Origin of the sequence: Pseudomonas sp. DVZ6 (assembly GCF_024259445.1) — a bacterium.
Lineage (GTDB): Bacteria > Pseudomonadota > Gammaproteobacteria > Pseudomonadales > Pseudomonadaceae > Aquipseudomonas > Aquipseudomonas peradeniyensis.
Genome location: NZ_JANCLM010000046.1, coordinates 1 through 12796 on the forward strand (window position 1 = coordinate 1; position 12796 = coordinate 12796).

Genomic DNA, 12796 nt, shown 5'->3' on the forward strand with positions numbered 1-12796 from the left:
GGCCGCTCCTACAGGGGGACTTAGTGACGGCGCTCGACGATGTAGCGGGCCAGGGCCCGCAACGGCTCAGCGTTGTCGCCGAAAGCTGCCAGCGCGGCCAGCGCCTGGTCGCGCAGCTCCAGAGCATAGGCCTTGGCCGCTTCCAGCCCGAGCAGCGCCGGGTAGGTCGGCTTGTCGCGGGCGATGTCGGCGCCCTGGCGTTTGCCCAGGGTGGCGGTGTCGCTCTCCACGTCGAGGATGTCGTCCTGCACCTGGAACGCCAGGCCGATGGCCTGTGCATAAGTCTGCAGGGCATCGAGCTGGGCCTGATCGGCGCGGGCGCTGGCCAGGGCGCCGAGGCGCACGCTGGCTTCGATCAGCGCGCCGGTCTTGTGCCGGTGCATGTATTCCAGGGCTTGCTGGTCGAGCTTGACGCCCACCGAGCCCAGGTCGATGGCCTGGCCGCCGACCATGCCGGCGGGACCGGCGGCCTTGGCCAGGGTCTGGACCATCTGCAGGCGGATAGCGTCGGACTGCGGGCTCAGGCGTGGCTCGAGCAGGGCACTGAAGGCCAGGCTCTGCAGGCCGTCGCCGGCGAGGATCGCGCAGGCTTCGTCGAACGCCTTGTGGGTGGTGGGCTGGCCGCGACGCAGGTCATCGTCGTCCATCGCCGGCAGGTCGTCATGCACCAGCGAGTAGGCGTGGATCAGCTCCACCGCGCAGGCCGCGCCGTTGGCTTGCTCGGGCGGCACGCCGAAGGCTTCGCAGGCGGCATAGGCCAGCAATGGGCGCACGCGCTTGCCGCCGTTCATCACGCTGTAGCGCATGGCGGCGTAAAGGCGTTCGAGCTCCTTCGACGGTGCCTGGAACAGCGGTTCGAGGGCGGCATCGACCCGTGCCTGGGCGCTTTGCTGGTACTGGGCGATCATGCCTCGGGCTCCGCGTCGAACGGCTGGGCAGCCAGCTCGCCGTCACGCTCCAGCAGGATCTGTACCTTCTGCTCGGCCTGGGCCAGGGCGCCCTGGCAATCGCGGGTCAGGGCGATGCCCTGTTCGAAGGCGGCCAGCGACTCTTCCAGCGACAGTTCGCCGTTCTCCAGGCGCTCGACCAGGGCTTGCAGGTCGGCGAGGGATTGTTCGAAATCGATGGAGGTTTTTTTGCGGGCCATGGCGACTGTCTCGGTGGCGTTCAGAACGGCGCGACACTAGCAGAGCGGGGCAGGGGGAGCAAATTGCGTGGGCCTATCGTTCGTCGCATTTTGTTGCACTTGTCTGGCGCAAGCCATCTTGCAATCCGTCATGCAATCGAATTGTGGGGGTGGCGGCCCTCTGCCATAATCCGCGCGCTCTGGCCTGCGGGTCAAAGACCTTCCTCCCCGACGTCATGTAATGGACTACGTTGTGAGCTTCCTCTCGATCGAATTCGGCCTCTGTTTCACGCTGTTCTTCCTGCTCTATTGGAGCCTGTGCTGGAGCGTGCGGTTGCAGAACCTGCTGCTCCTGACCGCCAGCTACGGCCTGGTGGCGAGCTTCAGCCTGCAGTCGCTGTACATCCTGCTGGGCTATAGCGCGCTGGTGTACCTGCTCGGCCTGCTGGCGGGGCGCTATCCCGGGCGCTGGTTCAGCCGCGTGCTGCTGCTGACGCTGGTGCTGGGCTGCTTCTACCTGTTCAAGTACCAGGCGTTCTTCGTCGAAGGCGCGCAGGCCGCGCTGGCCACCGCCGGGTTCGACGTGGCGCTGCCGCTGCTGGAAGTGCTGGTGCCGATCGGGCTGTCGTTCTACACCTTCCATTCGGTCAGCTACCTGGTGTCGATCAACCGCCGCGAGCTGGCGCCGGTGCCGCCGCTGGACCTGGCCTTGTACCTGGCGTTCTTCCCCAGCCTGGTGGCCGGGCCGGTCAACCGTGCCCTGCACATGCTGCCGCAGATCCGCCCGCCGGCCATGCGCCAGGTGCTGGAACCGCAGCGGGCGCTGGGGCTGATCGCCATGGCGGTGGTCAAGCTGTTCTTCCTCAGCGCCTGGCTGGGCAGCGAGTGGGTCGACCCGGTGTTCGACACCCCGGGCAGCGCCAGCCCCGAGCAGGTGCTGCTGAGCGTGTACGGCTACAGCTTGCTGATCTACTTCAACTTCAGCGGCTACACCAACCTGGTCACCGGCATCGCCCTGTTGCTGGGCTTCCGTCTGCCGGACAACTTCGACGCGCCGTACGCCGCGCACAACCTCAAGGAATTCTGGGGGCGCTGGCACATCAGCCTGTCGCGCTTCATCCGCGACTATGTGTACATCCCGCTGGGCGGCAACCGCAAGGGCGTATGGCGCGGCAACCTGAACATGCTGCTGGCGATGCTGGTGTCCGGCCTGTGGCACGGGGCGAGCGTGAACTTCATCATCTGGGGCGCCCTGCATGGCGTCGGCCTGGCCATTTCCAAGCTGTTCAGCCAGTGGTTTCCGGGTTTCGCGCGGCTGCCGGGTTCGGGCCTGATGGCGCGGTTGATGACTTTCCACTACGTGGCCTTCGCCTGGATCTTCTTCCGCAGCCCGACGCTTGAGGGCGCGATGGAGATGCTCGGCAACATCGCCCAGCTGAGCCTGGCGGGCCTGAACAGCGCCACGGGCCTGATGCTTCTGGCCTGCGTGCTGTTCGTGGCCAGTTATCCACAGTGGCTGGCGCTATTGCGCCAGGGTGGCGCGCAGTTCCAGCGCCTGCCGTGGCAGCTGTACCCGATCCCGCTCGGGGTCGGTGTGTCGCTGGTGATTTTCGCTTCGCAGTCGGGCGTGCCGGGGTTCATCTATGCAAGCTTCTGATAGCAAACAGCTGTTCCAGGTGCAGATGGGCGCCGCCCGTGGCTTGTATGCGATCGTGGTCACCACCGCGTTGCTGTTCTGGCTGAACCAGGACTCGATCAAGCTCTATTGCCAGCAGAAATACCACCAGAGCTGCGAGATACCGCTGCTGGGCCAGCTGCCGGCCTGGCGCTTGGGTGCGCAGTTGACGGCGATGCTGGAGGCGCAGCGCGATGACCTGCTCGAGCAACTGCTGCCCGCGCCGCAACTGGCCGAGGGGCCGGCGATCGAGGTGATGCCCGCGCCGATGCCGGTGGTCACGGTCGATCTGCAAACCCCGGCGGTCCTGGCCAAACCGCTGCCACCGGTATCGACGCCCGCGCATGCACAGCCGACGCCTGCGCCGGTCCATGCGCCAGCCGCCGTCGTTGTCGCCCAGCCTGCACCGCCCACGCCGGCCCCGGCGTTGTTGCAGCCGGGGACTGTGGCCTCGCTGGCCGCTGGTGACGAAGTGTTCCTGGTCGGCGACTCGCTGATGCAGGGCGTGGCGCCGCACCTGGCCAACAGCCTGCGCAAGCGCTACCAGATCCGTACCGTCAACCTCAGCAAGCAGAGTACCGGCCTTGCCTACCCGGGCTTCTTCAACTGGCCGAAGACCGTGGCAGACACCCTCGATCATGAGCCGAACGTGCGCCTGATGGTGGTGTTCCTCGGTCCCAACGACCCCTGGGACATGCCCCAGGGCAAGGGCAAGCCGTTCCTGCGCTTCAAGTCGCCGGAGTGGGAGGTCGCCTACCGTGCCCGTATCGATTCGATCCTCGAGCAGGCGCGCACGCACAACGTGCAGGTGATCTGGGTCGGGCCGCCGAACATGGAGAAGGCGCGGCTGTCCACGGCCATGGGCTACCTCAGCGGGCTCTACCAGGAGCAGACCGCGCTGTTTGGCCAGCATTACGTCTCGGCCAACCCGATCCTCGGCTACACCGACGCCAACTTCTCGTATACGGTGCAGACACCGCAGGGCAAGCGGGTCAAGGTGCGGGTCGACGACGGTATTCATTTCACCATCACAGGCCAGAAGATGATCGCCGAACAGGTTCTGTCGCTGATCAGCTTTCCGGGCCTGACCGTTACAGGACATTGAGATGCGCCAATGGCATCACCTGCTGGGCCTGGCCCTGCTGATCAGCGCCGCGCCGGGTTGCAGTACCGGCGCCAACAGCGTGAGCGCCCAGCCCACGGCCCGGCCCGCCGCCGCGCCTGCCGCCCGTCAGGACGGCAACCTCGCCTTGCTCGCCGGCAAGCTGCGCAATGCCGGCCGGGCGCCGGTTGCCATCGTCCAGCTGGGTGACTCGCACACCGCCGCCGACCTGTTCAGCGGCGAGCTGCGCAAGCTGTTGCAGACGCGCTACGGCGACGGCGGCATCGGCCTGGTGCCGGCTTCGCCGGTGCCGGGGATCCGCAACGACCGGGTGATCATCAAGAGCGAGAAGCGCCAGTGGGAGCTGGTGTCGGCGCGCAACCAGCAAAGCCCGCAGTTCCCGTTGGGGGGCTACCTGTCGCTGCCGTTGGCCAACCGCGCCAGTGTGGTGCTGCAGGCGCGGGACGAGGACCGCCAGCGCTACAAGGTCTCGGCGTTGTACCAGTCGACCACCAGTGCCAGCCTCTTCGTCAATGGTGGCCAGCGCCGCGTGCTGCCGGCGAGCAATGGCCAGTGGCGCTTCAGCCCGGCCTACGCCAATGTCGGCCTGCCGGTGCAATTGAGTGTCGAGGGTGGCCGGGGTGTCGCGCTGGGGGGCTGGTACATCCAGGGGCAGAAGAATGCCGGGGTGACCTACTCGGCGCTGGGCATCAACGGTGCGCGCCTGGACGTGGTGGACAAGTGGCAGCCGGGTTGGCGTGACAGCCTCAAGGCCGTGCGGCCTGACCTGGTGATCCTGGCCTACGGCACCAATGAAGCGTTTGACGACAAGCTCGACCTGGCGCTGTACCAGACGCAACTGGAGGCGACCCTCGTCGGCCTGCGCAAGGACCTGCCCCAGGCGGCGATCCTGCTGGTTGGGCCGCCGGATTCGATCAAGCAGCGCAAGGCGCGCAGCTGTGCGGCGCGCCAGCCTCAACCGTTGGCCTCGGTGATCCGTATCCAGAAGCAGATGGCGCAGAAGTACAAGGCGCTGTTCTGGGATTGGCAGGGGTTCATGGGCGGGCCGTGCTCGATTGCCGGCTGGCAGGCGGGCGGGCTGGCGCGGCCGGATCTGGTGCACCTGACGGCTGATGGTTATCGCAAGAGTGCGGCGGGGTTGTATGAGTTTCTGAAGGGGCCGTTGGGGTTGCGTTGACGGCAGCTTGATTGGCGTTGGGCTTTAGATTGTTGGGGCTGCTTTGCAGCCCTTTCCGGCCGGTCCGACGCCTCGGCGAGGCCGCTCCTACAGGGGATCGCAATTTCCTGTAGGAGCGGCCTTGTGCCGCGAATGGGCCGCACAGCGGCCCCAAGATGATTCAGGCGATCTCTGCTTCCAGCTCGACCATCGCCTCGCGATAGCGCGCCAGTTCCTCGATGGTCAGCACCGGCAGGTTGTACTGGCGGGCATACACCGCCACCTGCTCGCCGCGGGCCATGCTGCCGTCGGGGTTCATCAGTTCGCACAGCACCGCCGCCGGGCGCAGGCCGGCCAGGCGGGCCAGGTCCACCGAGCCTTCGGTGTGGCCGCGACGGGTCAGTACGCCGCCATCGCGAGCGCGTAGCGGGAACACATGGCCCGGGCTGACGATATGACGTTCCTGGGCGGTCGAGCGCAGCGCGGCTTCGATGGTGGTGATGCGGTCCTGTGCCGACACACCGGTGCTGACCCCTTCGGCGGCTTCGATGGTGACGGTGAAACCGGTGCCATGGCGGGCCTGGTTATTCTGCACCATCGGCGCCAGCTGCAGGGCGTCGACGGTGGCTTCGTCAAGGCACAGGCAGACGATGCCGCTGCAGTCGCGGATCATCATGGCCATGGTCTGCAGCGAAAGGTTCTCGGCGGCGGCGACGATATCGGCTTCGTCCTCGCGGTCGTCGTCGTCGAGCAGCAGCACGGGTCGCCCGGCCTGGAAGGCGGCGATGGCGGCGCTGACATTGGGGAATTGCTTGTTGAGCATGGTGGACATGAAACGCTCCTCGTGAATGATCGATGAACGTCTCGGGGCGAACAAAATGCGCGCGCAGGGGTGCCCGGACGGCCCCTGCCAAACGCCTTCTTTCATCCGGACTATGACCGTCGGCCCTGGAATCTCACCAGGTCTGCTGACCCCCGGCATGGCCGGGGCGCTCGCGGGCTCATCTTTCGATTTACCGCCGGTGGGGACTTTCACCCCGCCCTGAAGACCGGCCAAGCATACCCCACTGTGCCAGCGGGCTGGCAAGCCCTACGACTTTAGTTGCTGCCAGTCCAGTCCGAAGCGCGCCAGGTACTTGCGCAGGCGGTCGGCATCGTTGGGGTTGGCCTTCTCCTGGCGCGATACCGCGAACAGCTGGCGTCCGGCTTCTGACAGGCTCGGCGCGCGGCGGCAGACGTCGATCACCGCCTGCAACTGCACCTGGTCGAACAGGTCCAGCTCGCGACCTGTGAGCAGTGGTTCGGTGTTCGGTTCCAGGCCCCAGGCGTAACGCAATCGACCGATCTCCTCCTCGACCAATGCCTCGTCGATACGCCCGCTGTCGGCCAGGGTCGCCATGCGCGTGATCGACGCCGACAGCTCGCGGAAGTTGCCGGCCCAGCGTGCCTCGCCGGAATGGGCGAAGGCCAGGTAGCGGCGCTTGGCCTCGAGGTTGAAGCGCACCTGGCGGCCTTGTTCGCGGGCATGGCGCTGCAACTCGAAATCAAGGTTTGGCTCGATGTCCTCGCGGCGTTCGGCCAGGCCCGGGAGGGCGAAGGTCCACAGGTTGATGCGGGCGAACAGGTCCTCGCGGAACGAGCCATCGGCGACCTTGGCGCGCAGGTCGCGGTGGGTGCCGGCGATCAGCTGGAAGTCGCTTTCCACTTCGCGGTCGGCGCCCAGCGGGAAGAAGCGTTTTTCCTCGATGGCCTTGAGCAGCATGGCCTGTTCGTCAGCGCCCAGTTCACCGATCTCGTCGAGGAACAGCATGCCGCCGTCGGCGGCGCGCAGCAGACCGTCGCGGGCGTTCTGGGCGCCGGTGAAGGCGCCCTTGGCGTGACCGAACAGGGTCGACATGGCGCCGTCGCCGCGCAGGGTGGCGCAGTTCACCTCGATGAAACGCCCGCCCAGTTGGTGGCGGCCGCGCTTGAGTTCATGGACGCGGCGGGCCAGGAACGACTTGCCGGCGCCGGTCGGGCCGACCAGCAGCATGGGCGCCTTGGAGCGCAGGGCGACCCGCTCGATCTGCTCGATGGTGCGGTTGAAATCCGGGTTGCGCGTGGCGATGCCGGACTTGAGCAGCGACTGCCCCTCGACCTGCTCGCGGCGAAAGCGCGAGGCGATCGGGTCGTAGCGCGACAGGTCGAGGTCGATAAGCGTGGCGATGCCGGCCGGGTCGCTGTTTTCATCCTGCTTGCGCGAGGGCGAGGTCTGCACCAGGCGCGCCGGCAGGTAGCGGGCTTCGGTGAGCAGGAACCAGCAGATCTGCGCGACGTGGGTACCGGTGGTGATATGCACCAGGTAGTCCTCGCGCTCGGTGTCGAAGGTATAGCCGCTGGCGAAGTCGTGCAGGGCGCCGTAGACCTCCTCGAAGTCCCAAGGGTTGCGCAGCGCCAGCGGGTGCAGGCGCACTTCGGTGTCGGGCGAGACCAGCTGGATGTCGGCGCGAATCCGCTCGGCCAGGCCGAGGTCGCGGGCGCCGGGGCCGTGGATAAGTTCCAGGCGGTCCAGGGGCAGGTCGGCTTGCTGGCACAGGCCGATGGTTGGCCGCCAGCGGTTCCAGCGTGCGGCGCCCTTGCCGTTGCGGTCGAGGGTGGTGCCGAGGAAACCGATGGCGACGAGGGGCTTGGTCATCCGTGATTATCCAAAAAGATAAGTATGTATCTCAGGATATACGAAAAATGAAATCGGCATGACGCGTTGCAATACACAGGCTAACGCGCAACAAAAAATAAATACTTATAAATCAAATAGTTAAAAGATTTTTCAAGAGCGAATGAAAACCTGGCACGCCGCTCGCTATATCCCTCTCGACCGCATCGCCAGGCAGGCCCTCGGGTCAGGGGATCAACCCCCGCCGGTGCACGTACCCACCTTCAGGTGTCGGTGTCGTGCATGCCGCCGCCGCAACGACCGGTCATTGCGGCGCAAGCCTGTGAACAGGCTTGCGAGGCGCTCGCCGGGCCACGCCTCGGCAATACCCTCCACGGTAGCTACACCCGCAACACCCGCAGGTGGGGCACAGGCAACGCAACCAGGGCCAGGACGGCCCGCCACTGCGAAGGAAGCCTGAGCCACCGCTGGTTCACCCGGCCCGCCGGCCGGACCAGGCGCAACGATGGCGGCCGCCGGAGCAATCGCTCCCAGCCCCGGACTCCGCCAGGTTTCGCCCGCGGCGCTCGGTGAGTCGGCGACCACCCGCAGCCAAGGACATTGATAAAAGGATGAGCAAGATGAAACTGTTGAAACGCTTTGTGGTGAAGAAAAACGAACGCGGCCTGTTGATGAGCGAAGGCGACTTCGTGTCGATCCTCGAGCCTGGCCAGTACCAGCGTTTCGACTGGCAAGACCGGCTGACAGTGACCACTTTCAGCCTCCAATCCCCGCTGTTTGACCACCCGCTGGCGCAATACCTGCGTGGGCATGAGCCGGCACTGGTCGAGCAGTATTTCGAAACCATGGACCTGGCGCCGCACGAGGCCGGCCTGCGCTTCGAGGACGGCCGCCTGGTTGAGTTGCTGGCCCCCGACAGCCGCCGCCTGTACTGGAAAGGTCAGGTCGAACATGGCTTGCAGCGCATCGACCTTGATCAAGGACGGCGCCTGGACGACGAACTGGTGGTTCGCCTTAACCGTCCCGGCGTGGCCGGCACGGACCTGGTCCTGCTGGCGCTGGTGCCGGCCTTCCATGTCGGCGTGCTGAAGATTGATGGCGTGGTGGCCGGGTTGCTCGAGCCAGGTCGGCATGGCTACTGGCGCTGCGGCAGCCAGGTAGCGGTGGAGATGGTCGACACCCGCCTGCAGGCGTTGGAGGTCAACGGCCAGGAGATCCTCACCCGCGACAAGGTCAGCCTGCGCTTGAGCCTGGTGGCCAACTGGCGCTACACCGATGTGCTTGGCGCCCACGGACAGATGAGCAAGCCGGTGGAGCACCTGTACCGCGAGCTGCAGTTCGGCTTGCGTGCGGCAGTGGGTACCCGCACCCTCGACGAGCTGCTGGAAGACAAGCAGTCCATCGACGGTAGCGTCACCGAGCACCTGCTGGCGCACCTGCAAGGCAGTGGCCTGGAGGTGAGCAGCCTGGGGGTGCGCGACATCATCCTGCCGGGCGAAATGAAGACCCTGCTGGCACAGGTGGTGGAGGCGGAAAAGGCCGCCCAGGCCAACGTGATCCGGCGCCGCGAGGAAACCCAGGCGACCCGTTCGCTGCTCAACACCGCCAAGGTGATGGAAGGCAACCCGACGGCCCTGCGCCTGAAGGAGCTGGAAACCCTGGAGCGGGTGGCCGAGCGCATCGACCGGATTTCGGTGTTCGGTGGCCTGGATCAGGTATTGAATGGAATGGTCAGCCTCAAGGCGGGTTGACCTTTTGCGACACGACGTAGCGCAACAAGGAACAAGGCAATGAACATACTCGAAGTGGCGGGCGGCAAGCCGATCAAACTGTGGACCGACGGTGTACCGGTCGAGGACGACGCCCGCAAGCAACTGATGAACACGGCGAAGATGCCGTTCATCTTCAAGCACCTGGCGGTGATGCCGGATGTGCACCTGGGCAAGGGCTCGACCATCGGCAGCGTGATCCCCACCGTGGGCGCGATCATTCCGGCGGCGGTGGGGGTGGACATCGGCTGTGGCATGATCGCCGCGCGCACCTCGCTGCACGCCCGCGACCTGCCGGACAACCTGCACGGCCTGCGCACGGCCATCGAGAAGGCCGTGCCCCATGGCAAGACCTTCGGCCGTCGCGACCAGGGCGCCTGGGACACTGTGCCGGACCAGGCCGACCAGGTGTGGAGCGGCCTGGCCGGACGCTTCAAGGCGATCACCAACAAGCACCCGCGGCTGGAGAAGACCAACAACCGCCAGCACCTGGGGACACTGGGTGGCGGCAACCACTTCATCGAAGTCTGCCTGGACGAGGCCGACCGCGTCTGGTTCATGCTGCACAGCGGCTCGCGTGGTGTCGGTAACGCCATCGGCAACCTGTTCATCGAACTGGCCCAGGCCGACATGCGCCAGCACATGGTCAACCTGCCGGACCGGGACCTTGCGTATTTCGAGGAGGGCAGCCGGCACTTCACCGACTATGTCGAGGCGGTCGAGTGGGCGCAGGACTTCGCCCGGCACAACCGCGAGCTGATGATGCAGGCGGTGGTTGCCGCCACCCGCAAGGTGCTGGGCAAACCGTTCGAGGCCAGCCTCGAGGCGGTCAACTGCCACCATAACTATGTGCAGAAGGAACAGCACTTCGGCCGTGAGGTGCTGGTGACCCGCAAGGGCGCGGTGTCGGCGCAGAAGGGCCAGCTGGGCATCATTCCCGGTTCCATGGGTGCCAAGAGCTTCATCGTCCGGGGCCTGGGTAACGAGGAATCGTTCTGCTCGTGCAGTCACGGCGCAGGCCGGGTGATGAGCCGCACCAAGGCCAAGAGCCGCTTCACCGTCGAGGACCAGCAGCGCGCCACCGCCCATGTGGAGTGCCGCAAGGACAAGGATGTGATCGACGAGATCCCGATGGCCTACAAGGACATCGATGCGGTGATGCAGGCCCAGCGCGAGTTGGTCGAAGTGGTGCACACCCTGCGTCAGGTGGTGTGCGTGAAAGGTTGAAACGGGCGCCAGGTGGCGCCCTGTACAAGGAACGAAGACATGTATCAGGACGACCCCCACCCATTGCCCGAGGCCATGCGCACCCGGGTGCTCGATGAGCTGCAACGTATCGAGCGCGAGCACGAGGTGACCGTGCTCTATGCCTGCGAGTCCGGCAGCCGTGCCTGGGGTTTCGCTTCGCCGGACAGCGACTACGACGTACGCTTCGTCTACGTGCCGCGCAACGACTGGTACCTGCGGGTGGACGAGCCTCGCGATGTGATCGAGCGTCCGCTCTGCGACGAGCTGGACATCAGCGGTTGGGAGCTGCGCAAGACCCTGCGCCTGATGCGCGGCGCCAACCCGAGCCTGCTCGAGTGGCTGGGCTCGCCGCTGGTGTACCGCGCCGACGCCGAGGCCACCAGGCGCCTGCGCGAGCTGGGCGAGGCTTTCTATTCACCACGCGCGGTGCGCCATCACTACCTGTCGATGGCGCGCAAGAACCTGCGTGGCTACCTGATGGGTGAGACCGTGCGCTTCAAGAAGTACCTGTATGTGCTGCGGCCGTTGCTGGCGGTGCGCTGGATCGACCAGGGGCTGGGTATGCCACCGACGGCGTTCGCCGCTTTGATGGCGCGTACCGTCGATGACCCGCGACTGCAGGCGGCGATCGACGCGTTGCTGGCCGTGAAACGACGCAGCGGCGAGGCCGAGCACGGACCTCGGGACGAGGTGCTGCATGGGTTCATCGAGGCCGAGCTGGCGCGAGCCGATGAGGTGCGGGAGGTGCCGGTGACGCGTGGTGACAGCGGGTTACTGGATGAGTTTCTGCGGGACACCGTGCGCCAAGCTGGATAAGGGGGCACGGCATCTATAGGAGCGGCTTCAGCCGCGATTACCCGCGAAGCGGGTGCCAGACACCGCACAGCTTGCATCGCGGCTAAAGCCGCTCCTACAACAAGCCCTTTCAAGGTTTTTGCGATTTTTTGGGTATGACCGCTCAATTCGAGATTGCCGGGGCTGCTTTGCAGCCCTTTCGCGGCACAAGGCCGCTCCTACAGGCGACCGCGCGCCCTGTAGGAGCGGCCTTGTACCGCGAAAGGGTCGCAAAGCGACCCCGGCAACGCCAAGCCGAGCGCCAATTCTCAACACCTTGAAAGGAATGGCTCTTACAACGGATTACGGCTCACTGAGCTGGACATCCTGTCCATCACGAACCGCAGCGAGGTCGGCAGCATTGGCCCGTGGCCCAGACCATCGAATGGCTGGAAGGCTACTGACAATCCCTTCACTCCGGCCAGACTGGCCACCAGCTCCTGGGCCGCTCGTTGTACATCACCCGACACCGGCCCACGCGGATTGGCCGGTTCCTGCGTGCCGCGCATCAGCAGCAGGCTTGGCCGATGTCTGCCCAGCCGCCCCTGCAGCCCTTGCATCTCGGCCACGATGGCGCCGTCGTTCCACCACAACGACGGGCTGGCCGCCGCATAGTCGCTGAACAGCCACGGGCGGGTGAACAGCGTGTGCAGCGTCAACAGCCCACCATAGGAGTGGCCCCAGAGCGTCTGCAGCTGCGGGTCGACGGGCGCCACAGCAGCAACCATCGGGCGCATGCGTTGCTCCAGCAGGTCGAGGAATTCATCGGCGCCACCGCTGGCCTGTCCGGTCAGGGGGTCGCGTTGCTCGGCCAGCCCGGGCACTACGGGGGTGTAGTCGTAGGTGCGAGCCGCACGCTCGATGCGTTGGTCTGTCTGGTAGCCGATGGCGACCAGCAGCGGTGCCTGGCCGCCGGCGAGCGCCTGCAGTTGCGGTGGCTCAAGGGCGCTGATGGCGGCGTTGCCGTCGAGCATCCACAGCACCGGGTAACCGCTGGCGGGGGCCGGGCGTCGGGGCTGGCCGATCCACAGGCGGTAATGGCGCTGGCCGTCGCGCGAATCCAGGTCGAGGTGGCTGAAGCGATAGGCCAGGTCCTGGCGCTGCAGCAAGGTGTGGTCCATCTTCTGCTCGGGATGCGGCTGGGCCAGGGCCGAACTGCTCAGCAGCAGTGCCAGGACAAGGGAAAGGATCTTCATCGGGCGTTCTCGTGAG

11 protein-coding genes and 1 riboswitch are annotated in these 12796 nt (G+C 66.0%); of the genes, 6 read left to right on the forward strand and 5 right to left on the reverse strand.

The window, feature by feature from the left end:
- Nucleotides 1-20 precede the first annotated feature (20 nt).
- Complete coding sequence (gene ispA / locus NMG10_RS22425) at nucleotides 21-908, reverse strand: (2E,6E)-farnesyl diphosphate synthase (protein WP_232856654.1); 888 nt, start codon at nucleotides 906-908, stop codon at nucleotides 21-23.
- Nucleotides 905-1147, reverse strand: coding sequence for an exodeoxyribonuclease VII small subunit (locus NMG10_RS22430; protein ID WP_028690287.1), 243 nt, complete (start codon nucleotides 1145-1147; stop codon nucleotides 905-907). The genes ispA and NMG10_RS22430 overlap by 4 nt, the downstream gene beginning before the upstream one ends.
- Nucleotides 1148-1367: 220 nt before the next feature.
- On the opposite strand from NMG10_RS22430, the gene NMG10_RS22435 reads away from it, so the two are divergent.
- The 3 genes from NMG10_RS22435 to NMG10_RS22445 are packed head-to-tail and all read left to right on the forward strand — an operon-like array spanning nucleotide 1368 to nucleotide 5101.
- Complete coding sequence (locus tag NMG10_RS22435; RefSeq protein ID WP_232856653.1) at nucleotides 1368-2783, forward strand: MBOAT family protein; 1416 nt, start codon at nucleotides 1368-1370, stop codon at nucleotides 2781-2783.
- Nucleotides 2770-3906, forward strand: a complete 1137-nt coding sequence (locus NMG10_RS22440) for an SGNH family hydrolase (protein WP_232856652.1) — start codon at nucleotides 2770-2772, stop codon at nucleotides 3904-3906. Before NMG10_RS22435 ends, NMG10_RS22440 begins: the two co-directional genes overlap by 14 nt.
- A gap of 1 nt (nucleotide 3907) precedes the next feature.
- Nucleotides 3908-5101 carry an SGNH/GDSL hydrolase family protein gene (locus NMG10_RS22445; RefSeq protein ID WP_254465164.1) on the forward strand — a complete coding sequence of 398 codons (1194 nt, stop codon included), beginning with the start codon at nucleotides 3908-3910 and terminating at the stop codon, nucleotides 5099-5101.
- Nucleotides 5102-5261: 160 nt separating this feature from the next.
- On the opposite strand, the gene ribB is transcribed toward NMG10_RS22445, so the two are convergent.
- On the reverse strand, nucleotides 5262-5912 hold the full coding sequence (gene ribB, locus NMG10_RS22450; RefSeq protein WP_203650081.1) for a 3,4-dihydroxy-2-butanone-4-phosphate synthase: 651 nt from the start codon (nucleotides 5910-5912) through the stop codon (nucleotides 5262-5264).
- Between the two features lie 80 nt (nucleotides 5913-5992).
- A riboswitch (FMN riboswitch) is annotated at nucleotides 5993-6134 on the reverse strand.
- A gap of 36 nt (nucleotides 6135-6170) precedes the next feature.
- Nucleotides 6171-7754, reverse strand: a complete 1584-nt coding sequence (gene rtcR, locus NMG10_RS22455) for an RNA repair transcriptional activator RtcR (protein WP_232856650.1) — start codon at nucleotides 7752-7754, stop codon at nucleotides 6171-6173.
- 599 nt (nucleotides 7755-8353) lie between these two features.
- On the opposite strand from rtcR, the gene NMG10_RS22460 reads away from it, so the two are divergent.
- Genes NMG10_RS22460 through NMG10_RS22470 form a run of 3 tightly spaced genes read left to right on the forward strand, consistent with a single transcriptional unit; the run spans nucleotide 8354 to nucleotide 11566 of the window.
- Nucleotides 8354-9484, forward strand: coding sequence for a slipin family protein (locus tag NMG10_RS22460; RefSeq protein WP_254465165.1), 1131 nt, complete (start codon nucleotides 8354-8356; stop codon nucleotides 9482-9484).
- A 39-nt stretch (nucleotides 9485-9523) separates the two neighbouring features.
- A complete protein-coding gene (locus NMG10_RS22465) occupies nucleotides 9524-10729 on the forward strand; it encodes an RtcB family protein (protein ID WP_232856648.1) in 1206 nt (401 codons plus the stop codon).
- A gap of 39 nt (nucleotides 10730-10768) precedes the next feature.
- Nucleotides 10769-11566 (forward strand): nucleotidyltransferase domain-containing protein, encoded by a 798-nt coding sequence (locus tag NMG10_RS22470; protein ID WP_232856647.1) that lies wholly within the window; start codon nucleotides 10769-10771, stop codon nucleotides 11564-11566.
- Between the two features lie 311 nt (nucleotides 11567-11877).
- Here the strand turns inward: NMG10_RS22470 and NMG10_RS22475 are convergent, their stop codons facing one another.
- Nucleotides 11878-12780 (reverse strand): alpha/beta hydrolase, encoded by a 903-nt coding sequence (locus NMG10_RS22475; RefSeq protein ID WP_254465166.1) that lies wholly within the window; start codon nucleotides 12778-12780, stop codon nucleotides 11878-11880.
- Between the last annotated feature and the right edge of the window lie 16 nt (nucleotides 12781-12796).

Coding starts and splice junctions, on each gene's coding strand:
- NMG10_RS22440 (WP_232856652.1), top strand. CDS start 2,770: ATGCAAGCTTCTGATAGCAAACAGCTGTTCCAGGTGCAGATGGGCGCC.
- NMG10_RS22460 (WP_254465165.1), top strand. CDS start 8,354: ATGAAACTGTTGAAACGCTTTGTGGTGAAGAAAAACGAACGCGGCCTG.
- NMG10_RS22465 (WP_232856648.1), top strand. CDS start 9,524: ATGAACATACTCGAAGTGGCGGGCGGCAAGCCGATCAAACTGTGGACC.
- NMG10_RS22430 (WP_028690287.1), bottom strand. CDS start 1,147: ATGGCCCGCAAAAAAACCTCCATCGATTTCGAACAATCCCTCGCCGAC.
- NMG10_RS22470 (WP_232856647.1), top strand. CDS start 10,769: ATGTATCAGGACGACCCCCACCCATTGCCCGAGGCCATGCGCACCCGG.
- rtcR (WP_232856650.1), bottom strand. CDS start 7,754: ATGACCAAGCCCCTCGTCGCCATCGGTTTCCTCGGCACCACCCTCGAC.
- ispA (WP_232856654.1), bottom strand. CDS start 908: ATGATCGCCCAGTACCAGCAAAGCGCCCAGGCACGGGTCGATGCCGCC.
- NMG10_RS22445 (WP_254465164.1), top strand. CDS start 3,908: ATGCGCCAATGGCATCACCTGCTGGGCCTGGCCCTGCTGATCAGCGCC.
- NMG10_RS22475 (WP_254465166.1), bottom strand. CDS start 12,780: ATGAAGATCCTTTCCCTTGTCCTGGCACTGCTGCTGAGCAGTTCGGCC.
- ribB (WP_203650081.1), bottom strand. CDS start 5,912: ATGTCCACCATGCTCAACAAGCAATTCCCCAATGTCAGCGCCGCCATC.
- NMG10_RS22435 (WP_232856653.1), top strand. CDS start 1,368: ATGGACTACGTTGTGAGCTTCCTCTCGATCGAATTCGGCCTCTGTTTC.